Source organism: Arthrobacter sp. UYP4 (assembly GCF_057291175.1).
This window is the reverse complement of the sequence record NZ_JBXAVU010000001.1, coordinates 519,997-545,545: the sequence shown is the minus strand read 5'-3', so window position 1 is coordinate 545,545 and position 25,549 is coordinate 519,997. Positions and strand designations below refer to the sequence as shown.

At 68.5% G+C, this 25,549-nt stretch carries 22 protein-coding genes; 17 read left to right on the top strand and 5 right to left on the bottom strand.

The genetic code is table 11. From position 1 onward, the window contains the following. The first annotated feature begins 5 nt into the window (after window positions 1–5). Both dnaJ and AC0Z9V_RS02520 read left to right on the top strand, forming a co-directional pair. A complete protein-coding gene (gene dnaJ / locus AC0Z9V_RS02525; protein WP_485140614.1) occupies window positions 6–1,136 on the top strand; it encodes a molecular chaperone DnaJ in 1,131 nt (376 codons plus the stop codon). Window positions 1,137–1,138: 2 nt separating this feature from the next. After that, window positions 1,139–1,906, top strand: coding sequence for a 16S rRNA (uracil(1498)-N(3))-methyltransferase (locus tag AC0Z9V_RS02520; protein ID WP_133080558.1), 768 nt, complete (start codon window positions 1,139–1,141; stop codon window positions 1,904–1,906). A 14-nt stretch (window positions 1,907–1,920) separates the two neighbouring features. Here the strand turns inward: AC0Z9V_RS02520 and AC0Z9V_RS02515 are convergent, their stop codons facing one another. Next, window positions 1,921–2,916, bottom strand: a complete 996-nt coding sequence (locus tag AC0Z9V_RS02515) for a GerMN domain-containing protein (RefSeq protein WP_485140613.1) — start codon at window positions 2,914–2,916, stop codon at window positions 1,921–1,923. A 403-nt stretch (window positions 2,917–3,319) separates the two neighbouring features. On the opposite strand from AC0Z9V_RS02515, the gene AC0Z9V_RS02510 reads away from it, so the two are divergent. The 5 genes from AC0Z9V_RS02510 (at window position 3,320) to AC0Z9V_RS02490 (ending at window position 8,821) form a co-directional block, all read left to right on the top strand. Beyond that, on the top strand, window positions 3,320–4,348 hold the full coding sequence (locus AC0Z9V_RS02510; RefSeq protein WP_133080556.1) for a PhoH family protein: 1,029 nt from the start codon (window positions 3,320–3,322) through the stop codon (window positions 4,346–4,348). Further along, window positions 4,345–4,818 (top strand): rRNA maturation RNase YbeY, encoded by a 474-nt coding sequence (gene ybeY, locus AC0Z9V_RS02505; RefSeq protein ID WP_133080555.1) that lies wholly within the window; start codon window positions 4,345–4,347, stop codon window positions 4,816–4,818. Before AC0Z9V_RS02510 ends, ybeY begins: the two co-directional genes overlap by 4 nt. Further along, window positions 4,815–6,125 carry a hemolysin family protein gene (locus AC0Z9V_RS02500; RefSeq protein WP_208739826.1) on the top strand — a complete coding sequence of 437 codons (1,311 nt, stop codon included), beginning with the start codon at window positions 4,815–4,817 and terminating at the stop codon, window positions 6,123–6,125. The genes ybeY and AC0Z9V_RS02500 overlap by 4 nt, the downstream gene beginning before the upstream one ends. Next, complete coding sequence (gene era / locus AC0Z9V_RS02495) at window positions 6,112–7,041, top strand: GTPase Era (RefSeq protein ID WP_133080553.1); 930 nt, start codon at window positions 6,112–6,114, stop codon at window positions 7,039–7,041. The genes AC0Z9V_RS02500 and era overlap by 14 nt, the downstream gene beginning before the upstream one ends. A gap of 205 nt (window positions 7,042–7,246) precedes the next feature. Further along, window positions 7,247–8,821: an LCP family protein gene (locus AC0Z9V_RS02490; protein ID WP_485140612.1), complete on the top strand. Its 1,575-nt coding sequence runs from the start codon at window positions 7,247–7,249 to the stop codon at window positions 8,819–8,821. A 100-nt stretch (window positions 8,822–8,921) separates the two neighbouring features. Here AC0Z9V_RS02490 and AC0Z9V_RS02485 read toward each other — a convergent pair whose 3' ends face one another. Further along, a complete protein-coding gene (locus AC0Z9V_RS02485; protein WP_485140611.1) occupies window positions 8,922–10,880 on the bottom strand; it encodes a M13 family metallopeptidase in 1,959 nt (652 codons plus the stop codon). A 228-nt stretch (window positions 10,881–11,108) separates the two neighbouring features. Here AC0Z9V_RS02485 and leuA point away from each other — a divergent pair, with 228 nt between their 5' ends. The 3 genes from leuA (at window position 11,109) to AC0Z9V_RS02470 (ending at window position 14,467) form a co-directional block, all read left to right on the top strand. Then, window positions 11,109–12,851 (top strand): 2-isopropylmalate synthase, encoded by a 1,743-nt coding sequence (gene leuA, locus AC0Z9V_RS02480; protein WP_485140610.1) that lies wholly within the window; start codon window positions 11,109–11,111, stop codon window positions 12,849–12,851. Between the two features lie 72 nt (window positions 12,852–12,923). Continuing rightward, on the top strand, window positions 12,924–13,670 hold the full coding sequence (gene recO, locus AC0Z9V_RS02475) for a DNA repair protein RecO (protein ID WP_133080549.1): 747 nt from the start codon (window positions 12,924–12,926) through the stop codon (window positions 13,668–13,670). Then, entirely contained in the window at window positions 13,667–14,467 is an 801-nt protein-coding gene (locus AC0Z9V_RS02470) for an isoprenyl transferase (RefSeq protein WP_133080548.1), read from the top strand. The genes recO and AC0Z9V_RS02470 overlap by 4 nt, the downstream gene beginning before the upstream one ends. On the opposite strand, the gene AC0Z9V_RS02465 is transcribed toward AC0Z9V_RS02470, so the two are convergent. Further along, window positions 14,464–15,465, bottom strand: a complete 1,002-nt coding sequence (locus tag AC0Z9V_RS02465) for an alpha/beta hydrolase (RefSeq protein ID WP_133080547.1) — start codon at window positions 15,463–15,465, stop codon at window positions 14,464–14,466. The two genes, AC0Z9V_RS02470 and AC0Z9V_RS02465, sit on opposite strands and share 4 nt — an antisense overlap. Window positions 15,466–15,546: 81 nt before the next feature. Between AC0Z9V_RS02465 and AC0Z9V_RS02460 the strand changes: the two genes are divergently transcribed. Continuing rightward, on the top strand, window positions 15,547–16,632 hold the full coding sequence (locus AC0Z9V_RS02460; RefSeq protein WP_485140609.1) for a quinone-dependent dihydroorotate dehydrogenase: 1,086 nt from the start codon (window positions 15,547–15,549) through the stop codon (window positions 16,630–16,632). A gap of 92 nt (window positions 16,633–16,724) precedes the next feature. Here the strand turns inward: AC0Z9V_RS02460 and AC0Z9V_RS02455 are convergent, their stop codons facing one another. Then, the gene (locus AC0Z9V_RS02455) at window positions 16,725–17,315 is read right to left on the bottom strand and encodes a DUF3043 domain-containing protein (RefSeq protein ID WP_133080545.1); all 591 of its coding nucleotides are present in this window, start codon (window positions 17,313–17,315) and stop codon (window positions 16,725–16,727) included. Window positions 17,316–17,431: 116 nt separating this feature from the next. Here AC0Z9V_RS02455 and AC0Z9V_RS02450 point away from each other — a divergent pair, with 116 nt between their 5' ends. The 6 genes from AC0Z9V_RS02450 (at window position 17,432) to AC0Z9V_RS02425 (ending at window position 23,475) form a co-directional block, all read left to right on the top strand. Beyond that, the gene (locus AC0Z9V_RS02450; protein ID WP_485140608.1) at window positions 17,432–18,856 is read left to right on the top strand and encodes a M20/M25/M40 family metallo-hydrolase; all 1,425 of its coding nucleotides are present in this window, start codon (window positions 17,432–17,434) and stop codon (window positions 18,854–18,856) included. A gap of 155 nt (window positions 18,857–19,011) precedes the next feature. Then, window positions 19,012–19,392, top strand: a complete 381-nt coding sequence (locus tag AC0Z9V_RS02445; RefSeq protein WP_485140607.1) for a HesB/IscA family protein — start codon at window positions 19,012–19,014, stop codon at window positions 19,390–19,392. A gap of 171 nt (window positions 19,393–19,563) precedes the next feature. Next, complete coding sequence (gene ctaC / locus AC0Z9V_RS02440) at window positions 19,564–20,436, top strand: aa3-type cytochrome oxidase subunit II (protein ID WP_485140606.1); 873 nt, start codon at window positions 19,564–19,566, stop codon at window positions 20,434–20,436. Then, window positions 20,436–22,166 (top strand): aa3-type cytochrome oxidase subunit I, encoded by a 1,731-nt coding sequence (ctaD, locus tag AC0Z9V_RS02435; protein WP_133080541.1) that lies wholly within the window; start codon window positions 20,436–20,438, stop codon window positions 22,164–22,166. Before ctaC ends, ctaD begins: the two co-directional genes overlap by 1 nt. Beyond that, on the top strand, window positions 22,163–22,564 hold the full coding sequence (locus AC0Z9V_RS02430) for a cytochrome c oxidase subunit 4 (RefSeq protein WP_133080540.1): 402 nt from the start codon (window positions 22,163–22,165) through the stop codon (window positions 22,562–22,564). The genes ctaD and AC0Z9V_RS02430 overlap by 4 nt, the downstream gene beginning before the upstream one ends. Window positions 22,565–22,683: 119 nt before the next feature. Then, window positions 22,684–23,475 carry a GntR family transcriptional regulator gene (locus tag AC0Z9V_RS02425; RefSeq protein ID WP_459268335.1) on the top strand — a complete coding sequence of 264 codons (792 nt, stop codon included), beginning with the start codon at window positions 22,684–22,686 and terminating at the stop codon, window positions 23,473–23,475. Window positions 23,476–23,560: 85 nt separating this feature from the next. Here AC0Z9V_RS02425 and AC0Z9V_RS02420 read toward each other — a convergent pair whose 3' ends face one another. Then, a complete protein-coding gene (locus AC0Z9V_RS02420; protein WP_485140605.1) occupies window positions 23,561–25,525 on the bottom strand; it encodes a PKD domain-containing protein in 1,965 nt (654 codons plus the stop codon). Window positions 25,526–25,549: the final 24 nt, after the last annotated feature.

Genomic DNA, 25,549 nt, shown 5'->3' with positions numbered 1-25,549 from the left:
CACGAGTGAGTAATCACTATGAGGTCCTCGGTGTGGCGCAGGGTGCGACCGGGGAGGAAATCAAGAAGGCGTACCGCAAGCTCGCGCGGAAGCTCCACCCGGACGTGAACCCCGGTGAGGACGCGTCGGAGGAGTTCAAGCGCGTCAGTCACGCCTACGAGGTCCTGTCGGATCCCCAGAAGCGGCGGGTCTACGACACGACGGGCAACGAGAACGGGACCGACAACGGCTACGGCTCGGGCTACTCGGGCTCGGGCTTCGCCTTCCAGGACATCTTCGAGACCTTCTTCGGCGGAGGCGGCCAGCAGCCGGGTGCTCCTTCGCGGGCGCGTCGCGGGCAGGACGCGCTCATCAACGTGCGCATCGACCTGAAGGATGCCGTCTTCGGCACGAACAAGAAGATCGAGGTGGACACCGCGGAGGTGTGCCCCACCTGCGACGGCACGTGCTGCCAGCCCGGCACCTCGCCCCGCACCTGCGACATCTGCGGTGGTTCGGGCCAGGTCCAGCGGGCCGTGCGCTCGATCCTCGGCCAGGTCATGACGAGCGCGCCCTGCGGCACCTGCCAGGGGTACGGCACGGTCATCCCCAGCCCGTGCCACGAGTGCAGCGGCGAGGGGCGCATCCGCGCCCGCCGCACCCTCACCATCAAGGTCCCCGCCGGGGTCGGTACGGGCACGCGCATCCAGCTGGCCGGACAGGGCGAGGCCGGCATCGCCGGCGGACCCCAGGGCGATCTCTACGTTGAGATCCGGGTCGAGACGAATGCGACCTTCCTGCGTGACGGCGACGACCTGCACGTGACGCTGAGTGTCCCGATGACGGCTGCGGCGCTCGGTACCACGGTCCACCTGGACACCTACGACGGCGACCAGGAGCTGGTCATCAAGCCGGGCACGCAGTCCGGCGAGATCCTCACCCTGCGCGGCCTCGGCGTCACGCACCTGCGGAACCAGGGCAGGGGGGACCTGCGGGTCCACCTCAATGTCGAGACGCCCCGGAACGTCGACCACCAGCAGGAGGAACTCCTCCGCAAGCTCGCGGAACTGCGCAACGAGGAGTACACGGACGGACAGCTGGCCAGCAGCGGTTCGGGCGTGTTCGCGCGCCTGCGGGAGCGTCTCGGGAACCGCTGACCATGACGCGACCCCTCTTCTTCGGACCGGGTGAGGCAGTCCGGTCCGCAGCGCCCGGTGCCGTGTTCGTCCTCGGCGGTGACGAGGGGCGCCACGCCGCGACGGTCCGGCGGCTCACGGCCGGTGAGCGCATCGACGTCTCCGACGGTGCGGGCTACCGGCTCCGCGGGCTGGTCTCGGCGGTCGGGGCCGGGACCGTGGAGCTGACGGTGGAGAGCGCAGGGCAGGATCCGGCGCCCCGGCACCGCCTGGTGCTCGTCCAGGCCCTCGCGAAGGGCGGCCGCGACGAGCAGGCCGTGGAAGCGGCCACCGAACTCGGCGTCGACGCCGTCGTCCCCTGGCATGCCGAACGCAGCATCGTCCGCTGGCGCGGGGACAAGGAGGAGAAGGGCCGGCAGAAGTGGACCTCGCTCGTGGCCGCCGCCTCGAAGCAGTCACGCCGCTCGTTCGTCCCGACCGTCCATGGCGTGCTCGACACGCCGCGACTGGTGGCCTGGGCGTCGACGGTGGATCGGATCGTCGTCCTCCACGAGGACGCCGAGGTGTCTCTCGCCGAGCAGGTGTCGGAGCTGCGCACCTCAGGCGCCCTCGACGTCCCGACGTCGACCGCCGTGGTGGTCGGCCCGGAGGGCGGCATCAGTGACACCGAGCTGGCCAGACTGCGGACCGCCGGTGCGAGCACGGCCCGCCTGGGTCCGCACGTCCTGCGGTCGTCCTCGGCCGGTCCGGCCGCACTCGTGCTGCTGAACCACCTGCTCGGTCGCTGGTAGGGCGGGAGGCGCGGCTATCGGACGACGACGGTCTTCGAATCCGCGGCGCTGGTCGCGTCCGAGGGCGCGGACACCGTGATCTCGTAGCGGCCCGGTGGAAGGGTGACCGAGAAGGAGAACGCCCCGGGTGCGCCGTCCTGCGGGGCCATGTCCACGGAGCCGTCCCGGAAGAGGGCGGCGTCGCCGTCCTCGGAGCCGTCGATGCTGCGGTCGATCCGCCAGTCCAGGGACTGCTCGGCGGCCGGTCCCACCCCGTGGATCGTGAGGCCCGCGGTGTCGGCCTCGACATCCTCCTGCGGGTCGATGATCCACACCGGAGCGAGGTTGGCGGGGTCCCGGGTCCACTCGCCGTCGAGGTCGACGGCGTCGAAGGCGCGGTAGCCGGCCGTCCCGTCCACGAGTACGACCACCGAGCTGGCCTCGCCCCCGGTGATGAGGCCGGCGTCGGACGCCGCCGCGGTCGCCGTGTAGACCAGTTGCTGGAGGGCGAGGCGGGCCTCGTCCTCGCCGAGTCCCTCCGAGACGGCGTCCGAGGAGATGTCGAGCGTGATGACGTTCTTCGTGGAGATCGAGGACGTCACGTTCGACGCGGCCCGCCACGGGGAGCGGTAGTCGGGGTCGAGCGGCCGCCCCGAGGTCATGAGCTGCACGGCGTCGGCGATCGGATCTCCGGAGCCTTCGGCCGGTGCCACCAGGAATTCGCGGAACAGCTTGTCGCTGCCGTCGACGTCGCCGAGCCAGTAGACCGGGAGGAGGGGCTGGACCGCGTCGGCGGGCCCGGCTGCCGCGCCCTCGCTCCGGACCGCCGGCGCGGTCGGGGACGCACCGGTCTCCCCTGCGGACGACGTCGGCTGCAGGGGTGCCGGAAGGGACGTGGTCGGCGCGCCGCCCTGGTTCGGGCCGACGTTGGGGAGGAGGTACACGCTGCTGGCGACGAGCACCCCGCCGGAGACCAGGAGCATGCTTCGCAGCCCCAGCCGGTTCTTCCTCAGGGGGTCCTGCTCGTTCATGCCGGCCCCCTTCCGTCGGGCGCACTGGTGCGCGGGTCTATCGGTGGAATGTCCGTGTCCCGGCCGGGGGACGCCCCTGTCGGACGAGGCGCCGGCCGCTTGCGGTGGTCCTGCCGGACCTGATTCAGCTTGGCACAACGCAGGGAACGCCCCGCCACGAATACGGGCGGGTGGCAGGACTGAAACCCGATCGATACGAAGCCGTTGCCGATTCGCGACGAAAGCCGAGTGCGGCTCGGCAGCGTTCGCCGCCGTCGACCCCGAGGGAATCAAGGCGGTCCCGCTCCTGTTGACAAAAGGGGGATGCCGTAACATTGGCATTCCTGCTGCGAGAGCACGACAGGACCAGATCATCAGGACGACTACTCCAGCGAGGGGCGATCAGAGGCCGGACGGCCGAGCTATGAGCGAATCTTCAACAGGCATCAATGCGGCAGGACTGGACACCAGGACCTTCGTCTTCGAATCGACCCAGCAGATGGTGCAGTCGCTCGGCTCCAACGACGAGGCGCTCCGCCTGATCGAGGAGTCGTTCCCGGGCGTCAGCCTCCAGGCCCGGGGCAACGAGCTGGCGATCACGGGACCTTCCGCGGACGTCCTGCGCACCGAGCGGCTGATCGGTGAGATCCAGACCATGGCCAGCAACAACGCCACGGTCTCGCCCCAGGTCCTCGAGCAGCTGGTCACGATGCTCAAGACGCAGAGCGCCGCCCGTCCCTCGGAGGTGCTGTCCGTCAACATCCTGACGTCGCGCGGAAAGACCATCCGCCCCAAGACGCTGAACCAGAGCACGTACGTCGACGCCATCGACCGCAACACCATCGTGTTCGGCATCGGCCCGGCCGGTACCGGCAAGACCTACCTGGCCATGGCGAAGGCCGTCCAGGCGCTGCAGCAGAAGGAGGTCAACCGGATCATCCTGACGCGCCCCGCCGTGGAGGCGGGGGAGCGGCTGGGCTTCCTCCCGGGCACCCTGAACGACAAGATCGACCCGTACCTGCGTCCGCTGTACGACGCGCTGCACGACATGATGGACCCCGATTCCATCCCGCGCCTCATGGCGGCCGGCACGATCGAGGTCGCACCGCTCGCCTACATGCGCGGGCGGACGCTGAACGACGCGTTCATCATCCTCGACGAGGCGCAGAACACGACGCCGGAGCAGATGAAGATGTTCCTCACACGCCTCGGCTTCGGGTCCAAGATGGTCGTGACCGGCGATGTCACGCAGGTGGACCTCCCCAACGGTACGAGTTCCGGCCTGCGGATCGTGAGCGAGATCCTCCGCGACGTCGACGACGTCTACTTCAGCGAACTGGATGCCGCCGACGTCGTCCGGCACCGCCTGGTGGGCGACATCGTCAGTGCCTACAGCACGTGGGACGAAGAGCAGCGCGCGACGCAGGCCCGCCGACCGGTGGCAGCCCGATGAGCGTCGAGGTCAACAACGAGTCCGGTTACGAGGTCGAGGAAGAGTCCCTCGTCCGCCTCGCGAACTTCCTGTTCGAATCCCTGTTCGTCCACCCCGAGGCGGAACTGTCGATCATCCTCGTCGATGTCGCCGCGATGGAGAAGCTCCACGTGGAATGGATGGACGAGCCGGGTCCCACTGACGTGCTGTCGTTCCCCATGGACGAGCTGCGTCCCGGCACGCCGGGGCGCGTCACGCCCGCCGGGCTGCTGGGCGACATCGTGCTCTGCCCCGAGGTGGCGGCATCACAGGGGGCTGCCGCGGGCCACGGCACGAACGACGAACTGCTCCTCCTGACCACGCACGGCGTGCTCCACCTCCTCGGCTACGACCATGCGGAACCCGAGGAGGAGAAGGAGATGTTCGGCCTGCAGCGCCAGCTCCTGTCCGACTTCCTCGGCGGCACCGCACCCCGGGAGACGCGCGCTTGACCATCTGGCTCCTCGGGCTCATGGGTCTGCTCTTCGCACTCACCGCAGCACTCGTCACGGCTGCGGAAGCAGCGTTCAGCTACCTCCCGCGGCAGGAGGGCGAAGCACTCGTCCAGGGGTCCCGCACCACCTCCCTCCGCCGCATCCTCGATGCCCCCGTCGCCCATATGCATGCGCTGCGGTTCTGGCGGGTCTGGTTCGAGATGGCCGGAGCGGTCGCCGTCGCCATCCTGTTCCACGACCTCTTCGACAGCATCTGGCTCGCAGGGCTGCTCGCCACCGCGGTGATGGCGGCCATCGGCTTCGTGATCGTGGGCGTGTCGCCACGCCAGCTCGGGAGGATGCACGCTCCCGCCGTCGTGCGCGCGACCGCCGGGCTGGTGGCGTTCCTCTGCGCCGTCCTCGGGCCCATCCCGCGCTGGCTCGTGGGGATCGGCAGCGCCATCACACCCGGGGCCGCACGGGACGAGGCCGCGTTCTTCACGCAGGAGGAGTTCCGGGAACTGCTCTCCCGCGCCTCGGACGCCGAGATGATCGAGGACAACGAAGCGGAACTCATCCACTCGGTCTTCGAGCTCGGCGACACCAAGGTGCGGTCCGTGATGGTGCCACGCACCGACATGGTGACCATCGAGTCCGGCTCGACCCTCAGCCAGGCGATGTCGCTCTTCCTGCGGTCGGGCTACTCGAGGATCCCCGTGATCGGCGAGAGCTCCGACGACATCAAGGGCCTGCTGTACCTGAAGGACGTCGTCGCGAACCTCCACGGCCGCCCGGCGTCGAACCTGTCCCGACCGGTGGACGCGGACTGCCGGCCCGCCCGCTACGTGCCGGAATCGAAGCCCGTGGGCGACCTGCTGAGGGAACTGCAGCGCGAGTCGACGCACGTCGCGATCGTGATCGACGAGTACGGCGGAACCGCCGGACTCGTCACGCTCGAGGACCTGATCGAGGAGATCGTGGGCGAGATCGTCGACGAGTACGATTCCGAGGTCCCGGAGCAGGAGCAGCTCGACGACGGCGAATACCGCGTGAGTGCCCGGATGGGCATCGACGACCTCGGTGAGCTGTTCGGCCTCGACCTCGACGACGAGGAGGTGGACACGGTGGGCGGGCTCCTTGCGAAGACCCTCGGAAGGGTGCCGATCGTGGGATCGGAGGTCACAATTGACGGTATCGGTCTGCGGGCCGAGCGCGTGGAGGGCCGCCGCAACAGGGTGTCCCACGTCATCGCGTACCGCATTCCGCCAGAGCACACCGAGCAGGACGAACGAGAGACGATAGAGGCTGACAATGAGCGACGCTGAGCACAGGGCAGGATTCGTCTCGCTCGTGGGACGGCCGAACGCCGGTAAGTCCACCCTGACGAATGCCCTGGTGGGGCAGAAGGTCGCCATCACCTCGGCGAAGCCCCAAACCACCCGGCACACCATCCGCGGCATCGTGAACCGCGAGGATTCCCAGATCGTCCTCGTGGACACCCCCGGACTCCACCGTCCGCGTACCCTCCTGGGTCAGCGCCTCAACGACCTCGTCGCGGACACGCTGGCCGAGGTCGACGCCGTCGGTTTCTGCCTTCCGGCCAACGAGAAGATCGGCCCCGGCGACCGCTTCATCGCCGAGCAGCTGGCACGGCTCAACCGCAAGCCCCTCATCGCCGTGGTGACCAAGACGGACCTCGTGGACCGTCAGGCCCTGACCGAGCAGCTCCTCGCCGTGTCGAAGCTCGGCACCGAGGTCGCCGGCCCCGAGGGATGGGCGGACATTGTGCCGGTGTCGGCCGCCGACGGCTTCCAGGTGGACACCGTCGCGGAGGTCTTCAGCCGGCACATGCCGGAATCGCCCGTCCTGTATCCCGGCGGTGAACTGACCGACGAGCCGGAAGCGGTGATGGTGGCCGAGCTGGTGCGCGAGGCTGCCCTCGAGGGGGTCCGGGACGAGCTCCCCCACTCCCTCGCCGTCGTGGTGGAGGAGATGATCCCGCGCGAGGGCCGCAGCGAGGACAACCCGATGCTCGACGTGCACGTGAACCTGTACGTCGAGAGGCCGTCGCAGAAGGCGATCATCATCGGCAAGGGCGGCGCCCGGCTCAGGGAGGTGGGCACCAACGCCCGCCGCGGGATCGAGGCGCTGCTGGGCACCCGGATCTACCTCGACCTGCACGTGAAGGTGGCCAAGGACTGGCAGCGTGATCCCAAGCAGCTCGTGAAGCTCGGCTTCTAGCGGCACGACTTCCGCGTCCCGCTCGTTGGCATGCGGGGAGCGGGCTACCTGCCCTGCGCCCTTCGGCCGCTCGGTCCCCGATGGCCGCGGCCACCGCCGCGCCGCAGTTCGGGGACCGGCAGGAGAGCCGGGGCCGAGCGAAAAGGCGGGAGCGCCTCCCTCCGGCCAGTACCGACCACGTCCATCCATCCGAAGGAGACCGGGAATGACCGGCCGATCATCCCGCGAGGGCGCAGGCAGCGCCGGCGACGCCAGTGCGGCGAGCGCCCCAGTTCCCCTGGGTGCCGGACCCGCGGGGCGGCATCTCGGCCATGGCGGAGGGCACCGCGGGCTCAGGCTGACGGCCATCCTGATGGCCTCCGTCCTGGTGGCCGCCCTCGCTTTCGTCGCCGTGCAGGTCTTCCGCCTGCAGTCCAACGTGGCCACCCTCCCGCTCAATCTCGGACAGGGCCAGGAGTCGGCGCTCCCGGTCGACTCCAGCACGGACCCGCTCCAGATCCTCATCCTCGGTACGGACACGCGCACGGGCAACAGCGGCGAGTTCTTCGGGAACGAGGACTCCTCCGGCGACGGCAACTCGGACGTGATGATGCTGATGACGCTCTCGGCCGACCGCGAGGACGTCACCGTCGTGTCCTTCCCCCGCGACCTGCTGGTACCCCTGCCGAGCTGCGTGGATCCGGAGACGGGGGAGACATCGCAGGCGATGGATCTGGGCCAGCTCAACGGGGCACTCGACGAGGGCGGACCGGGCTGCACCGTGGCGGCGATCAACAACCTCACAGGGCTCTCGGTGGACCACTTCATGATGGCCGACTTCAACGCGGTCAAGGAGCTGTCCTCGACTCTCGGCGGGGTCGAGGTGTGCGTCGACGAACCCGTGGAGGACGAATACTCCGGGCTGTCCCTGCCTGCCGGGACCAGCGAGGTCGAGGGAGACCAGGCGCTGGCCTTCCTGCGCACGCGCCACAGCTTCGGTGACGGGGGAGACACCGGGCGGATCGCCGCCCAGCAGTCGTTCATGGCGTCGATGGCCCGCAAGGTGCGGGCAGAGGGGACCCTGACGAACCTGCCCAAGCTCTACACCATCGCCGACACGGTCACCCGGAACCTGACCGTCGACGAGGGCCTGTCCCAGCCCACGGAACTGCTGAAGATCGCCGATCGCCTGAAGGACGTCGATCTCGGCAACATCGCGTTCGTGACCGTCCCCACCGAAGCGTGGATCGAGGATCCGAATCGGCTCGTCCTCGACGAGGAGGGCGCCGCCCCGCTCTTCGACGCGCTGCGCGAGGACCGGGGCCTCACCGAGGAGGCGCCCGAGACCGCCGCGCCCGGTACGGGAGCCGCCACGCCTGCCCCGTCGGACGCACCCCCCGCCCCCTCGACCCCGACGTCCGCCCCCGAGGTGCCGGCGTTCGATCCAGCGTCCGTCCCGGTGCTCGTCATCAACGCGACGACGGACATCGACCGTGCGGCCGAGGTGCAGCAACTCCTCGTCGGGGCCGGCTACACGCAGGCCGCTCCCTTCGAGTCCGTCCCGGCGGAGACGTCACAGGTCCTGTTCGGGAGCGGGTACGACGCCGCTGCCGCTGACCTCGCGGAGCGGTTCGGGGTCCCTGCGAGCCAGGTGCTGTTCAGCGGGACGGCGGCAGGTGTGGAGCTGCTCGTCGGCGCCGACCTCGCCACCGGCACGAAGGTGGTCCTCCCGCCGCTCGGCGGCGAACTGGACGGCCAGACCGCGGACCAGGTCACCTGCCAGGCGTCGTCGGGGTTCTAGGAGTGCTTCTCCTCCGGCGCCCTCGGCCGCACGGACGCCCAGCGGACGCTCGGGGGAGTCGGGGCCGCAGCCGCACCGGCGGCCGCAGCCCCGACCCCGGTCACCAGATCCGGACGCGCTCTCCGGGCTCCAGCCACAGGCCGTCCTGATCGGCCACGTCGAAGGCGTCGTGGAACTCGTCGAGGTTCCGCACCACCTGGTTGCAGCGGAACTCGTTGGGTGAATGCGGGTCGACGGTCAGGCGCCGTCGGGCCTCCTCCGGCCGGATCTTCTGCTGCCAGCAGGTGGCCCACGACAGGAAGAACCGCTGCGTCCCGGTCATGCCCCCGATCACGGGTGCCTCCTCGCCGCCGAGGCTCAGGAGGTAGGCGCGGTAGCTGATGCCGAGGCCTCCGAGGTCGCCGATGTTCTCCCCGAGGGTCAGTTCACCGTTCACGGCCTGCCCGGGGACCTCGGACGGCTCGAGTGCGGCGTACTGCGCCACCAGGCGGCCGGTCAGGGCGTCGAAGGCCTCCCGGTCCTCCTCGCTCCACCAGTTGTGCAGGCGCCCGGTCCCGTCGAACTGGGATCCCTTGTCGTCGAAGCCGTGGCCGATCTCGTGGCCGATCACGGCTCCGATCGCTCCGTAGTTGACGGCGTCGTCGGCGTCGATGTCGAAGAACGGCGGCTGCAGGATCGCCGCAGGGAAGACGATCTCGTTCATGGTGGGCATGTAGTAGGCGTTGACCGTCTGCGGCGTCATGAGCCATGCGCCGCGGTCGATCGGCCGGCCGAGCTTGCCCAGCTGCCTGCGGTGCTCGAACTCCGACGCGCGCAGGACATTGCCGTAGAGGTCGGAGGGCCGGACGTCGAGCGGGCCGTAGTCGATCCACTCCTCCGGGTAACCGATCTTCGTGGTGAACTGCGAGAGCTTCTCCAGTGCCCTGGCGCGGGTCTCGTCGGTCATCCAGGTGAGCGCCGAGATGCTCGACTCGTAGGCCGCGATGAGGTTGCCGACGAGATCGAGCATCGCCGCCTTGTGCGTGGCGGGGAAGTGCCGCTCCACGTACCGCTGCCCGATGGCCTCGCCCATCGCTCCTTCCACCAGGGCCACGCCGCGCTTCCACCGGTCCTTCAGGCGCGGCGTACCCGCGAGGTGGGTGCCGTAGAAGGCGAAGGATGCGTCGACGAACCGCTCGTCCAGGTAGTCGGACGCGTGCAGCAGGACGCGGCTCACGAGCCACTCGCGCCATGTCCCGAGCTCCACCGAACCGAGGGCGTCGTCGAGCCCTCGCACGAAATCGGGCTGGTTGACGACGAGCTCCGAGGACTGGCGCGGTTCGTCGACGACGACGCGCAGCCACGGTGCCAGATGACCGGAGAGCTCGGCGGCGTCGTCGTGCCGGACGAGGTTGTAGGTCTTCTGCGGGTCGCGCCGCTCGACGCTGCCCATCGACGACGCCGCGAGGCGCGTCTCGAGTGCGAGCACGCGATCGGCCGCCCCGGCTGGATCGTCGCCGCCGACGAGCCCGAACAGCGTCGACAGGAGGTTTCGGTACTCGTCCCTCGTCTCCGCGAAACCCTCCTCACGGTAGTACGACTCGTCGGGGAGCCCCAGGGCGGACTGGTACAGGTGGAGCAGGTACCGCTCGGGATTGCCGGCGTCGTTGCTGACATAGGGTGCGACGAGGCCCTGGATACCCGACCGCGTCAGCTCCGCACTGAGGTCCACCAGCTCCGCGACCGACGACACGGCGGTGACCCGGGCCAGCAGCGGCTCGATCGGCTCCGCCCGCCGGGCCTCGATCCGGGCCGTGTCCATGAAGTCCGCGTACAGGGTGCCCAGTTTCGCGTCGATGCCGTCCGCCGGTCCGGTCCCCGCCCGCGAGGCGGCGTCCTCGATGATCGCGCGGACAGCGAGCTCGGACGCGTCCCGGAGGGCGGTGAAGGACCCCGTGAGCGGACGGTCGTCGGGGATCACCGCGTCCTTGAGCCACACTCCGTTGGCATGCCGGAAAAGGTCGTCCTGGGGTCGGACCGTTCCGTCGAGATTGTCCGGATCGAGCGTGCTGATCGTCATTGTCGCTTCCTGTTTCCTCGTGCTGCGGTACCTGGTATCCCGAGGCGAGGCGCCCCGCAAGCCATCCTATGTGCCGTGCTATCGTGGCAACGTGCGCGCACACAGAACTCTTCTTCGGTGCCGCGGCGAGGCCATCTAGGACCTACGAGCTACTGGCCATCCCTCGCCGCGGAGTCCGCGTTGCCCGGCCGCCAGCACCCTCAGTCCCGACAGATAAGGCCGATCCCCATGCGAAACGCACAGAAGTCATCAGGTATGCCGTTCGGCAAGTACCGCCCGTTCCAGGAACAGATCTCCGTGGAGCTCCCCGACCGGACCTGGCCGGACCGCGTCATCACGAAGGCGCCCCGCTGGTGCGCCGTGGACCTGCGCGACGGCAACCAGGCACTCATCGATCCGATGAACGCCGAGCGCAAGCACAAGATGTTCGACCTGCTCGTGGGCATGGGCTACAAGGAGATCGAGGTCGGTTTCCCATCGGCGTCGCAGACGGACTTCGACTTCGTCCGCCAGTTGATCGAGGGCGACCGCATCCCCGACGATGTCACCATCCAGGTTCTGACGCAGTCGCGTGAGCACCTGATCGAACGCACCTACGCATCCCTCGAGGGCGCGGACCGCGCCATCGTCCACCTGTACAACTCGACGTCCGTGCTGCAGCGCCGCGTGGTGTTCAACCAGGACCAGGACGGCATCATCGACATCGCCCTCCAGGGCGCCCGCCTGTGCCGCAAGTTCGAGGAGAACATGGGCGACACCGCTATCACCTACGAGTACTCCCCGGAATCCTTCACCGGCACCGAACTCGAGTTCGCGGCGCGCATCAGCAACGAGGTCTCGGCCGTGTTCGAGGCCTCCGCGGACCGGCAGATGATCCTGAACCTGCCTGCCACCGTCGAGATGGCCACGCCCAACGTCTACGCGGACTCGATCGAGTGGATGAACCGGAACCTCGCCGACCGCAGCAGCATCATCCTGTCACTGCATCCGCACAACGACCGCGGCACCGGTGTGGCCGCCGCAGAGCTCGGCTACCTCGCCGGTGCCGACCGCATCGAGGGCTGCCTGTTCGGCAACGGTGAGCGGACCGGGAACGTGGACCTGGTGACGCTCGGCATGAACCTCTTCAGCCAGGGGATCGATCCGGAGATCGACTTCTCCGACATGGACTCGATCCGCCGCACGGCCGAGTACTGCAACCAGCTCAGCGTCCCGGAGCGGTCGCCCTACGGCGGCGACCTCGTCTTCACGGCGTTCTCCGGATCGCATCAGGATGCGATCAAGAAGGGCTTCGAGAGCATGGAGCGCGATGCCGCAGAGGCCGGGGTCGGCGTCGACGACCTCCCGTGGGCGGTGCCGTACCTGCCGATCGACCCCAAGGACATCGGCCGTTCCTACGAAGCCGTCATCCGCGTCAACTCCCAGTCGGGCAAGGGCGGCGTGGCCTACCTGCTCAAGAGCGAGCACAGCCTCGACCTGCCGCGCCGCGCCCAGATCGAGTTCTCCGGCGTCGTCCAGCGCCGCACGGAGACGCAGGGCGGCGAGGTCAGTGGTGCCCAGCTGTGGTCGGCGTTCCAGGACGAGTACCTGCCCATGCGTGCCGAGGGCGGCGCGGGGGCCTGGGGCCACTACGAGCTGACCTCGGTGAACACGGACACGGCGGAGGACGGCTCCTTCAAGCTCGTCACGACCCTCCTCGTCGACGGTGTCCAGCAGCGCAAGACCTCGCAGGGCAACGGACCGATCGACGCCCTGCTGGCCATCCTCAGCCAGGACGGGGTCGACGTCCGCGTCCTCGACTACACCGAGCACGCCCTGTCCTCGGGCGGCAACGCGCGCGCCGCCGCCTACGTGGAGTGCGCCGTGGGCGAGCGGGTGCTGTGGGGCGTCGGGATCGATGCGAACACCACGATGGCAGCCCTCAAGGCGGTCGTCTCGGCCGTGAACCGCGCCATCCGCGACGCCGCCTGACCGAGCCCTCTCCGCCCTGCGACCCCCGCGCGGAACGATTCCCGCGGGGGTGGCAGGTGGAAGAATGAGACTGTGGCCTCCTCCTCAGCATCGCGCACCTACCGCACCGAAGGCGTGGTCCTGCGTACCTACAAGCTCGGTGAGGCCGACCGCATCATCGTGCTCCTGACGAGGGACCACGGCCAGGTCCGTGCCGTCGCCAAGGGCGTACGCCGGACCACCAGCAAGTTCGGCTCCCGCCTGGAACCGTTCATGTCCGTCGACCTCCAGCTCGCACACGGGCGGAATCTCGACGTCGTCACCCAGGCCCAGACGAAGGGCGCCTACGGGCACGGGATCGCCTCCGACTACGGCCGGTACACCGCGGCGACGGCCATCGCCGAGACGGCGGAACGGCTGACCGACATCGGAGAGGCCGGGGGAGCGCAGTACGCCCTCGTCGCTGGTGCCTTCTCCGCCCTCAGCCGCGACCTGCACCCGTCGGAACTCATCCTCGACTCCTACCTGCTCCGGTCACTGGCGACGGCGGGATGGGCCCCGAGTTTCACGGACTGCGCCCGGTGCGCCGCGCCCGGGCCGCACACCGCGTTCTCCGCCCCGCTCGGCGGAGCGGTCTGTCCCGTGTGCCGGCCCCCCGGAGCCGCATCGCCCTCGGCCGCGACCATGGACCTGCTCGCGGCGCTGCTGACCGGGGACTGGACCATCGCGGACGCCTCGGAGGGCGGCGCACGCCGTGAGGCCGCCGGACTGGTCGCCGCCTATCTGCAATGGCACCTCGAACGCGGGGTCGCCTCCCTCAAACACGTGGAGCGCATATGAAGAACCCTGTTCGACCCGTGGCGCCGTGGCCCCACCCGAGCGGTGAGCAGGTTCCCCCGATCCCGCGCCAGTTCGTGCCCGAGCACGTGGCGATCGTCATGGACGGCAACGGCCGCTGGGCCAACGAGCGGGGACTGCCCCGGACGGAAGGGCACAGGGCCGGTGAGGCGGCGCTGCTCGACGTCATGGCCGGCGCGATCGAGATCGGCGTCAAGCACGTCTCCGTCTACGCGTTCAGCACCGAGAACTGGAAACGCTCACCCGAGGAGGTCCGCTTCCTCATGGGGTTCAACAAGGACGTACTCCGGCGCCAGCGCGACCAGCTCGACGACTGGGGCGTCCGCATCCGCTGGTCCGGGCGTCGGCCGAAGCTGTGGCAGTCGGTCATCCGCGAGTTGGAGGACGCGGAGCGGCACACCGCTCTCAACACGACCTGCACCCTCACGATGTGCGTCAACTACGGGGGTCGTGCCGAGATCGCCGACGCCGCCAGGGCCATCGCCGAGGACGTCGCCGCCGGCACCCTGAAGGCCTCGTCGGTCAGCGAGAAGACCATCCAGCGGTACCTCGACGAACCCGACCTGCCCGACGTCGACCTGTTCCTCCGCACGTCGGGCGAGCAGCGGCTGTCGAACTTCATGCTCTGGCAGTCCGCCTACGCGGAGATGGTGTTCATGAACACCCTGTGGCCCGACGTCGACCGACGGACCCTGTGGCGTGCGATCGAGGAGTACGCCGCGCGCGACCGCAGGTACGGCGGCGCGGTGGACCGGGCGTCCGACGGGCCGTCCACCTAGGGCGGGCCCGCCGGTACACACGAGTCCAGCCACCACGCGGTGAAGCTCGCTGCCTGCCGGCGCACGTCGCGGCGGGAGAGGAAGACGTCGTGCAGCGCGCCGTGCAGCCGGCGGATGGTCACGGTGGTACCGAGTTCCGCGGCACGGCGCACGAGGGGCGTGACGTCGAGGATGCTGTCGGTCTCCAGCATCGAGCTGTTCCAGGTCCCACTGATCGTGGATGCCGTCGAACACAGCACGAGCACCGGCACATCGATGCACACCCCTCGGGCGAGGGCCGCGTGCCCGGCCAGGACCGCTGCCAGCCAGCCTGCCCTGATCGGGAAGCCGGCCTCCGGACGCCACGCCGGATTGATGGTCCACTCGCCGTCGCGCGTATCGCTGATGCTCCTGAAGTAGAAGCCCAGGGCAGGCAGCCGCAATCGTGTCTTCGGGCGGCGGCGGGACACCGTGTCGAGGATGCCCTGCGCGGCGGTCCGCAGCAGCGCGCTGCCCTGGGTGTCGAGCCAGGGGCTGTTGAGGACCAGGGCCGCGAGGCGGCCGGGGTTGCGGGCGGCCCAGAGGGCGGCGGTGAGGCCGCCGGTCGAATGCGCCATCACCGCGATCTCCACCACCGTCCCCGGGCCGTGCCGTGCCGCGAGACGGCTCCGGAGCGCGTCGATCGCGGCCTCGAAGTCGGCGTCGTAGTCGTCGAGGGAGGTGACGAACCCCGGGGTCTGGCCCGGCAGCAGGCTCCGGCCGTACTTGTGGAGGTCCAGGGCGAAGAAGTCCCACCCCCGGGCATGCAGGGTCTCCGCCAGCTCCGAGTGGAAGAAGTAGTCGCTGAAACCGTGCACGTAGAGCACGGCCCGCGCGGGCCCCGACCGGAGCCGCGGGACGTCCTCGGGCTCGTGGGCCACCAGGGTCGCGACGCGCGGGCCCTCGTCGTCGGGCGGCAGGGGCAGCGTGAGCGCACGGAAGGGCCCTCCGAGGATGTCCTCCGACCAGCGCCCGTCCATCCTCCGACACTACCTCCGGTGTCTCGAGCCGGGGGGCTTCCTGAGTTGGTGCGCACCCGCTCCGCGTGGAATTCTGGGTGCATGCGCATCTACCCGACCTTCTTCCGGATCGTCTTCTCCGGGATGGACGCCGAAAGGGCCCACAGGATCGGCTTCGCCCTCATCCGCGCCGTGGACCTCACCCCCGCGGGCTGGGCCCTGCGCCGTTTCTGCGCCCCGGACCCCCGCCTCGCCACGACCGCCTTCGGTGTGGACTTCCCGTCCCCGTTCGGCCTCGCGGCTGGTTTCGACAAGGCGGGCAAGGGAGTGCTGCCTCTCACCGCACTGGGCTTCGGACACATCGAGATCGGGACGATCACCGGCCGGGCCCAGCCCGGCAACCCCGCCCCGCGCCTGTTCCGGCTGGTGGAGGACAGGGCCGTCATCAACCGCATGGGCTTCAACAACGACGGCGCCGCCGCCGTCGCTCCACGCCTGCGATCGGCGCGGAACCGGCTTGCACGGCGGTACGGGACACGTCAGCGACCCGTGGTCGGTGTCAACATCGGCAAGACCAAGAAGGTGGACATCGCCGACGCGATCGCCGACTACCTCGTCAGCGCGGAGCAGCTGGCACCCGTGGCGGACTACCTCGTGGTGAACGTGTCGTCGCCCAACACCCCGGGCCTCCGTCTGCTCCAGAGTGCGGAGTCCCTGCGGCCACTGCTCGAGGCGGTCCGCCGCACCTCGGACGAGGCGGCGGGCCGGCATGTGCCGCTCCTCGTCAAGATCGCGCCCGACCTGACGGACTCCGACATCGACGACGTCGGAGCCCTCGCGCTGGACCTGGGGCTGGACGGCATCGTGGCCACCAACACCACCATCACGCGCGAGAACCTCACCACCGACGCCGCCACGGTGATGGCCAAGGGGGTGGGCGGCCTGAGCGGCGCACCCCTGAAGGCCCGGTCCCTGGAGGTCCTGAAGCGCCTGCGGGCTGCCGTGGGGGACAAGCTCGCCATCGTCGCCGTCGGCGGGATCGAGACACCCGAGGACGTCGTCGAGCGGCTGGACGCCGGTGCGACACTCGTCCAGGGCTACACCGCGTTCCTCTACGAGGGCCCGTTCTGGGCCCGGCGCATCAACCGCGGCCTCCTGCGGTCACGGTCCTCCCGATCCGCGACCTGAGGTTCCGGGAGGACCACGTCGACGACCGGGAACGACGGAAGCCGGGCCCGAGGGCCCGGCTTCCGTGCTCGTGCTCCCGGTCGCTGGACCGGTCAGGAGGGGTACTGGCCCCGGCGCACCTGGGGCTTCGGCAGGCGCAGACGGCGCAACTGCAGTGCCCGCGTGACGCCGTACCAGAGGTCACCCTGGTTCGGTGCACCGAACTTCTCGGTCAGTTTCCTCTTCAGCTTCCGGCGCAGCAGCACGCAGTCGACGATCACGGCGACGATGAGCACCCAGAACGCCATCAGGACGGCGCTCTGCACGGCGAGGGACTGGAAGAAGCTCAGGATCACGAAGACCAGCGCAGCGATCATGAGGAACTCACCGATGTTCACGCGGGCATCGACGAACTGCCGGATGTAGCGACGGCTGGGGCCCTTGTCCCGCAGCGGGAGGTAACGCTCGTCATCGGTGTCGAGGGCCTGGCGCATCCTTGCGCGGTCGTCGCGGACGCCGGCGCGGCTCTGCTCACGGGCCGCCTTGCGGTCGTTCGGCACGAGGGGACGCTTGCGCGCGGCCTCCTGCACACTGCGCTTGGGCGTCGGGGCGCCCTTGCCCTGTGCGCGTTGCGCCTCAGGGGTACGTGAAGCGCCGTCGACGACTTCCTGGGCAGAGGGGGCTTCTTTATTTCGTCCGAACACCCCTTCAGGATAGCGGTTCGCGGCCGGGAGGCGTCGCTCCGCGCCGAGCGTCGCCGCTGCCGCTCCGGAGTGCGCTGCGACACCACCGGCGCCGTCCGCGTGTGTAGGGTTCTGGCATGACTTCCATGAACACCTCCACCGGGCAACCGCAGGGATCCTCGCACGTCGGAGAGCAGCTCCGAGCGAGCATCGATGCCGCGTTCCCGCGCATCGTCGAGCAACTCTCGTCCTTCGTCGCCATCCAGGGCATCGCCTGGGAGGCTTTCGACGCGCACGAGCTCGACCGCAGCGCCGACGCCGTGGCCGAGCTGATCCGGGGCGTCGGCATCGACGACGTCCGCATCCTCCGCGTCGACAACGACGGCGCTCCCGGCGGTCCCGCCGTCGTGGCCCGTCGCGCTGCGGCCGAGGGCAGGCCGACCGTCCTGCTCTACGCCCACCACGACGTCCAGCCGCCGGGTGATCCGGCGCTCTGGGAGACCGAGCCCTTCGTCGCCACGGAGCGGAACGGCAGGCTCTACGGCCGTGGCGCGGCCGACGACAAGGCGGGCATCATGGCCCACGTCGGAGCCTTCGGAGCCCTGACGGAGGTGCTCGGGGACTCGTTCGGGGTCGGCGTCACGCTCTTCATCGAGGGGGAGGAGGAAGCGGGCTCGCCGACCTTCCGCTCGTTCCTCGAGACCTACCGGGACGACCTCGCGGCCGACGTGATCGTCGTCGCCGATTCCAGCAACTGGAAGGTCGGCGTGCCGGCGCTCACCACGAGCCTGCGCGGCCTCGTGGACGGCACCATCGAGGTGCAGGTGCTCGACCACGCGGTGCACTCCGGCATGTTCGGGGGACCGGTGCTCGACGCCCCGACGCTCCTCGCGCGCCTCATCGCGACCCTGCACGACGACGCCGGCGACGTCGCCGTCGCGGGCCTGGAGGGCGGGGACCACGCGTCCGTGGACTACGCCGAGCAGGACTACCGCGCGGACGCGTCGGTGCTCGACGGCGTCGAGCTCGCGGGCACGGGGTCGATCGCCTCGCGGCTGTGGCACAAGCCCGCCCTGTCCATCATCGGTATGGACATCCCGAGCGTTGCTCTGTCCTCCAACACGCTCCTCCCGCGGGCACGGGCGAAGTTCAGCCTCCGGCTCGCTCCCGGCCAGGATCCGCAGGCCGCGATGGAGGCGGTCCGGCGGCACGTCGAATCCCACGCGCCCTTCGGTGCGAAGGTCACGTTCACGCCGGGGGAGACCGGCAGCCCCTTCCGGACGGACACGAGCGAACCGGCATCGCGCCTCGCACTGGAGGCGCTCGAGGAGGCCTGGGGCGTGAAGCCCGTGGAAGCCGGCATGGGCGGATCCATCCCCTTCATCGCCGACCTCACCGAGCTCTTCCCCTCCGCCCAGATCCTCATCACCGGGGTCGAGGACCCGGACTCCCGGGCGCACAGCGCCAACGAATCGCTGCACCTCGACGAATTCAGGAAGGCCGTCCTCGCCGAGGCGATCCTGCTCGCCCGCATCAACGACGGCGGGCTCATCGCCGGCTAGTCACGGACGGGCCGGGAGGGCGGAAATGTTTCCGCCCTCCCGGCCGTTATCCCTGATGCGGGCCCGGCGTACGATTGACCAAAGCCGTGCGCGCTCCACCGCGGACGGCACTGAGAGCGGACACACCTGGTGGAGTCCGAGCTAGGAGAAACACTATGAGCACATCGACCACCGAAACAGGATCCCTGCAGGAGTCCACGGAACTCCCTGTGCACGAGGTCGCCCTGTCCGACGTCGCAGCCGGCAAGGTGCGCAGCCTCCTCGAGCAGGAAGGCCGTACCGACCTCCGCCTGCGCGTGGCGGTCCAGCCCGGCGGCTGCTCGGGCCTCATCTACCAGCTGTACTTCGACGAGCGCGTGCTCGACGGCGATGCCGTCCGCGACTTCAACGGCGTGGAGGTCATCGTGGACAAGATGAGCGTCCCCTACCTGTCGGGTGCCTCCATCGACTTCGAGGACACCATCTCGAAGCAGGGTTTCACCATCGACAACCCGAACGCAGGCGGCTCCTGCGCGTGTGGGGACTCCTTCCACTAACACGCGGAAAGGGCCCGGAACATCACCGCCGAGGTGTGTTCCGGGCCCTTTTGCATGTCACCAGATCGCAGGTCTTACGGGTAAGCTCTACAGTGAGTAGTAAAACTGGATGTGCACCCCGGGCAGCTTCATGGGCGGGTGGCAACGCACGTAGAAAAGGAAGGTCCGTCTGTGAGTTCGCAGGACCGAACCGGTAGCAAGCGCGTCAGGATCGCGAAGATCTCCAGCCTCTCGCTGGCTGGCGCCCTCCTACTGACCGGCTGTTCGGCAGAAGCCCAAAAGGGCTGGCTTCCGGCAGACCGGGACAACACCAATCACACCGGGATCATCACCGATCTCTGGGTCAACTCGTGGATCGCGGCCCTGGCCGTCGGCATCATCACCTGGGGCCTGATCATCTGGTGCATGGTCGCGTACCGCCGCCGGAAGAACGACACCGGCTACCCGCGGCAGATGAGCTACAACCTGCCGCTCGAGATCTTCTACCTGACGATCCCGCTGTTCATGGTGCTCGTCTTCTTCTACTTCACCGAGCGCGACATCGCCACGATCGACGCGCGAGTGGAGGACCCCGACGTGATCGTCGACGTCCGCGGCAAGCAGTGGTCGTGGGACTTCAACTACGTCAAGGAGGACAAGTACTCCACCGGCGTCCAGGGCAGCCTGAACGGCGAGGAGGGCGTTCCGGAGAACCTCCCGACGCTGTACCTGCCCGTGAACCGGTCCGTCGAGCTCCAGCTCAACGCCCGCGACGTGCAGCACTCGTTCTTCGTCCCGGCGTTCCTGCAGAAGCGCGACCTGTACCCGGGCCGTACCAACTACATCAACCTCACTCCTAGCAAGGAGGGGACCTTCGCGGGCAAGTGCGCCGAGCTGTGCGGTCAGTACCACTCGGAGATGCTCTTCAACGTCAAGGTCGTCTCGCAGGAGGAATTCGACGCGCAGATGGCGCAGCTGGAAGACGGTCAGCTCGGCGACGAGTACGACCGCGACTCCTACCCCGAGGATGACCCCGATACCGACCCAGCCAGGAGCAGCAGCTGATGTCCACCTTCGAATACACCCTTGAGGAAGCCGGCACCGTAGCCGCTCCCCGCGTGGTCCCGAGGTCCAAGGGACGCATCGTCGTCAGCTGGATCACCTCGACCGACCACAAGACCATCGGGTACATGTACCTGATCGCCTCGTTCGTCTTCTTCTGCTTCGCCGGCGTGATGGCGCTGGTCATCCGCGCCGAGCTCTTCGAACCGGGCATGCAGGTCCTGCAGACCAAGGAGCAGTACAACCAGCTGTTCACGATGCACGGCACCGTGATGCTGCTGATGTTCGCGACACCGCTGTTCGCAGGCTTCACGAACATCATCATGCCGCTGCAGATCGGCGCTCCCGATGTCGCCTTCCCGCGGCTGAACGCCCTGGCCTTCTGGTTCTTCCTGTTCGGCAGCACCATCGCCGTCTCCGGCTTCATCACCCCGCAGGGTGCCGCCTCGTTCGGCTGGTTCGCCTACGCGCCGCTCTCCAGTACGACGTTCTCACCGGGCGTCGGCGGTGACCTCTGGGTCTTCGGACTCGCCCTGTCGGGCTTCGGCACCATCCTCGGCGGCGTCAACTTCATCACGACGATCATCTGCATGCGCGCCCCGGGCATGACGATGTGGCGCATGCCCATCTTCACCTGGAATGCGCTGATCACCTCGATCCTCGTGCTGATGGCCTTCCCGCCGCTGGCTGCCGCCCTGTTCGCCCTCGGCGCCGACCGCCGCTTCGGCGCCCACATCTTCGACCCGGAGGCCGGCGGTGCCATCCTGTGGCAGCACCTCTTCTGGTTCTTCGGCCACCCCGAGGTCTACATCATCGCGCTGCCGTTCTTCGGCATCGTCTCGGAGATCTTCCCGGTGTTCAGCCGCAAGCCGATCTTCGGCTACAAGGGCCTGGTGTACGCGACGATCGCCATCGCCGCGCTCTCCGTGACGGTCTGGGCGCACCACATGTACGTCACCGGAGCCGTCCTGCTGCCGTTCTTCGCCTTCATGACGATGCTCATCGCCGTTCCGACGGGCGTGAAGTTCTTCAACTGGATCGGTACGCTCTGGCGCGGGTCGCTGACGTTCGAGACGCCGATGCTCTGGAGCCTCGGCTTCCTCGTGACCTTCCTCTTCGGTGGCCTGACCGGCATCATCCTGGCCTCGCCGCCGCTGGACTTCCACGTCTCGGACACCTACTTCGTGGTCGCCCACTTCCACTACGTGGTCTTCGGCACCGTGGTGTTCGCGATGTTCGCCGGGTTCTACTTCTGGTGGCCCAAGTTCACCGGCAAGATGCTCAACGAGCGCCTGGGCAAGATCCACTTCTGGATGCTGTTCCTCGGCTTCCACGCCACGTTCCTCATCCAGCACTGGCTCGGCGTCGAGGGCATGCCCCGCCGCTACGCGGACTACCTGCCGGAGGACGGCTACACCGCGATGAACCAGTTCTCCACGATCGGTTCGTTCGTCCTCGGGGCGTCGCTCATCCCGTTCTTCTGGAACGTGTACATCACCTGGCGGACCGGTAAGAAGGTCGAGGTCGACGATCCGTGGGGCTTCGGTGCCTCGCTGGAGTGGGCGACCTCGTGCCCGCCGCCGCGCCACAACTTCACCTCGCTGCCGCGGATCCGCTCGGAGCGCCCTGCGCTCGACCTGCACCACCCCGAGCTGCAGCAGACCCACACCCCCGATGACAGCGCCGTGGGCCAGGCCCTGGGCTCCGCGGACCGGAAGGACGCCAAAGCATGAGGATCGAGAAGAACCTGTTCCTTTTCGGTGTCCCGATCTTCGTGCCGGTCGCCATCATCTACGGGTGGTTGACGGAATGGTCCGAGTGGGTCGGCCTGCTCGGGATCCTCCTGGTCGGCGGCCTCGCCGGCATGATCGGTTTCTACCTCGCCTTCACCGGCAAGCGCGTCGGTGCACGCCCGGAGGACCGGCTCGACGCCGAGATCCACGAGGGTTCCGGCGAGCAGGGCCACTTCAGCCCGTGGAGCTGGTGGCCGCTGGTCCTCGGCATCTCGGCCGCAACCGGTTTCCTCGGTATCGCGATCGGATTCTGGATCCTGTACATCGGCCTCGGCCTGGCCGTGATCGCCCTGGTCGGCTGGGTCTTCGAGTACAGCCGCGGAGACCACGCGCACTAGGAGAAGTCCACCGGAAGGACCGCGAGGGAGCCCGCCACGTGCGGGCTCCCTTCCGTTTAAGTACAGTCGGTAGTGCCGCCGGACAGGCGGACCCGGGAACGAGGAGGGGGGACGGATCCATGGCGGTGCTGCCGCGGCCCTTCGACGCCGAGCTCCTCGATGAGGGGTCCGCCGTGCCGAAGCATGTCCAGCTCCGGGAGAGCCTGAGGCGATACGTGCTCGAGTCCGGGGACCCGGGAGCGGGCATCCCGTCGGAGCGCAGGCTGAGCGAGTACTACGGTGTGGCCCGCATGACGGTGCGACAGGCCATCGACGCCCTTGTCGCGGAGGAGATCCTCGAGCGCATCGTGGGACTCGGTACCTTCGTGGCGCGCAGCAAGATGGACCTCCACATGAAGATGACCTCGTACACCGAGGAGATGATACGGCGCGGCATGGTGCCCGACGCACGGGTGCTGAGCTTCGAACAGCAGGGTGCCACGCCGCTGGTGGCACGGGAACTGCAGATCGAGATCGGCCAGCCCGTGGTCCGTTTCCGTCGACAGCTCCTCGCCGACGGAGAGCCGATGAGCGTCGACGAGAACTTCATCCCGGCACACCGGGTGAAGGGGATCCTGGACGACCCGCCACCGACGTCCCTGTACAACGTGCTCAGCGAGAAGTACGGCCTCGTGATGGAGTGGGGTGAGGACACCATCGAGGCCACGGCGGCGTCGCCGTCCATCGCACGGCTGCTCAACGTCGAGATGAACGCGCCCCTGCTGAAGATCCAGCGCCACGCCTACGTGGCGCGCGCGATGATCGACTACTCGGTGTCCTACTACCGCGCAGACCGCTACAAACTGTGGGTTCCCCTGCAGCGGCCAGGCGTGCGGACGCCGCGCGCCTACACCTCGAAGAGACTGGGGTAGCGATGCGACCGATGAGGCCGTAGGACATCGATCCTGTGCCCGGTCCCTTGCACCGGTTCCGCGCGACCATGTCCGTGCAGATCGGCTACGGTGTGGGAGTCACAGCGTTCAGGTCATCGAGAGCCAAGGTCACCGGCGCATTCGTCGCGGTGCTGGAGAGGTACATATTGATGCCGATCCCGCCGGCGGCCTGGAGCCCGGCCGTCGTGTCCGTCACTGATCGTTGCCACGCCGCCGGTTCAGCACTGCCGGACTTCCAGACCTTCGCTCGGAGTGTCGTGGGGTTGGTTTCGGAGGCCTGCACCCGCACCGCGAGGATATCGCCGGCGGACAGGGTCAGCCCCGGTACGTCGATCGCGGGTTGGAGGACGACCTCGCTGCCACCCGTCGCATTGGCACGCGCCAGCGAGAGACCTACCGCGCCTGTCGAGCGGAGCACGATCTTCGCCTGATAGGAACCCACCCCGAGGACTCGCCGTGCGATCGGCGATACGTAGATCCCATTGCCGGTGGCCCTCTTGTCGGCCGAGACCGTCATTCTCAGATCGGTCGCGGTCGACGACACGCCTGCGAGGTAGGCGTTGTTCGTGACACCGGGCGTAGAGAACACGACCCGCCCCGTGTCCGAGACGGAGTACCGCGACGACGTGCCGGTCGTGGTCCACGAACCGCCGACCTCCGCCGTGCCGAAGCCGTTGGTGACTGTACGGGAGAAAGTATCGGTGGCCAGGCCGACGGGCTGGCCGGGAGTCGTCACCGTCAGGGACCGCGTCGTCGCAGCAGTTTGGCCGGCATTGTCGGTGACGGTGAGCCCGATCGTGTACGTGCCGGCCGTCGCATAGGAGTGGGACGCGACAGCACCGGTCGCCGTTGCGCCGTCTCCGAAGGTCCAGGCGTATCCGGCGATCGAACCATCAGGATCGCTGGAAGCCGAGCCGTCCACCGAGCAGGTCAGGTCCGTGCAGGAGGACGTGAAGAAGGCCGTCGGGGGTTCGTTGGTCGACGTACCCGCGGCGATCGTGAACGAGTCCGTGAAGGCGGCTGTACCCGCCGGGCGGAAGTCGGCAACCAGGGACGTTGCCGTCGCCGATACCTCGAGGTTGCCGAAAGCCGGTTGGGCGTTCAGGCCGGAGGAGGCGGCGAAGTATTGTCCCTCCGTGTCGCCCTGGTCGACGTCGCGAAGGGGAGTTCCACCCGTTCCTACGATGGCGAACACCGTGCCGGCACCCTTGACCAGGCTGTTGTCAGCGTCCCTGACGCAGCCGGCGGTATAGGTGCCCGGGGTGACAGAGGAACAGGATGGTCCGTGTGCGAGCTGCTTGGACCGTGCGTAGAGGTGCTCGTGCCCGCTCAATACCAGGTCGACCTTCTTGCTCACCAGGAGATTCATCAGGGCGGAGCCGGGCTCGCAGCTGTACTGGCCCACGGACAAGCACGGCTTGTGCATCCCCACCACAACCCAGGGAACCCCTGCAGCGCGTGCTCCGTCGATTGCGGCGGCAGTCCACTGATAGCGTGCTGAACCGGCACTGTAGGACCAGAGCCCGTCCGGGTAGGTGAGAGCCGGCGAGATCATCACATAGCGCACGACCGGGTTCACCTCGGGCACGTCGACGTAGTACTGGCGGCCATAGGTTCCGACAAGGCCGGGCAGCTGATTCGGCAGGCAGGCCGAGAAATCGTTGATGTTGCCGTTGAGGGCGTCCGATTCATGATTGCCCGACAGCAGCTCGAAGGGGAATCCGGCCCCCACCCGCGACGTGACGAAGTCACACCACGCCTGCTCGGCGCCGGTAGCGCCGTAGGACAGGTCGCCGAGGGCGAGGTGCAGATCCGGGTCGATGCTCCTGACCTGCGTGAGGACGGTTGCCGCCTGACTACTCGCGGAAATATCGCCGCTCGTGGTGAAGTGCACTGTGCCCGGAGTATCGAGGACGGCCTGAAGTGCCGCGGGCGCCACCACTCGTCCCGTATCGCCGGAGCTGGCAAAGAAACCGGCGACGAGGAAGGCACAGGCCACACCGGCGACGAAAGACCTACGTGCGCCCATGATCGCGCTCCTTGCACCTCGAAT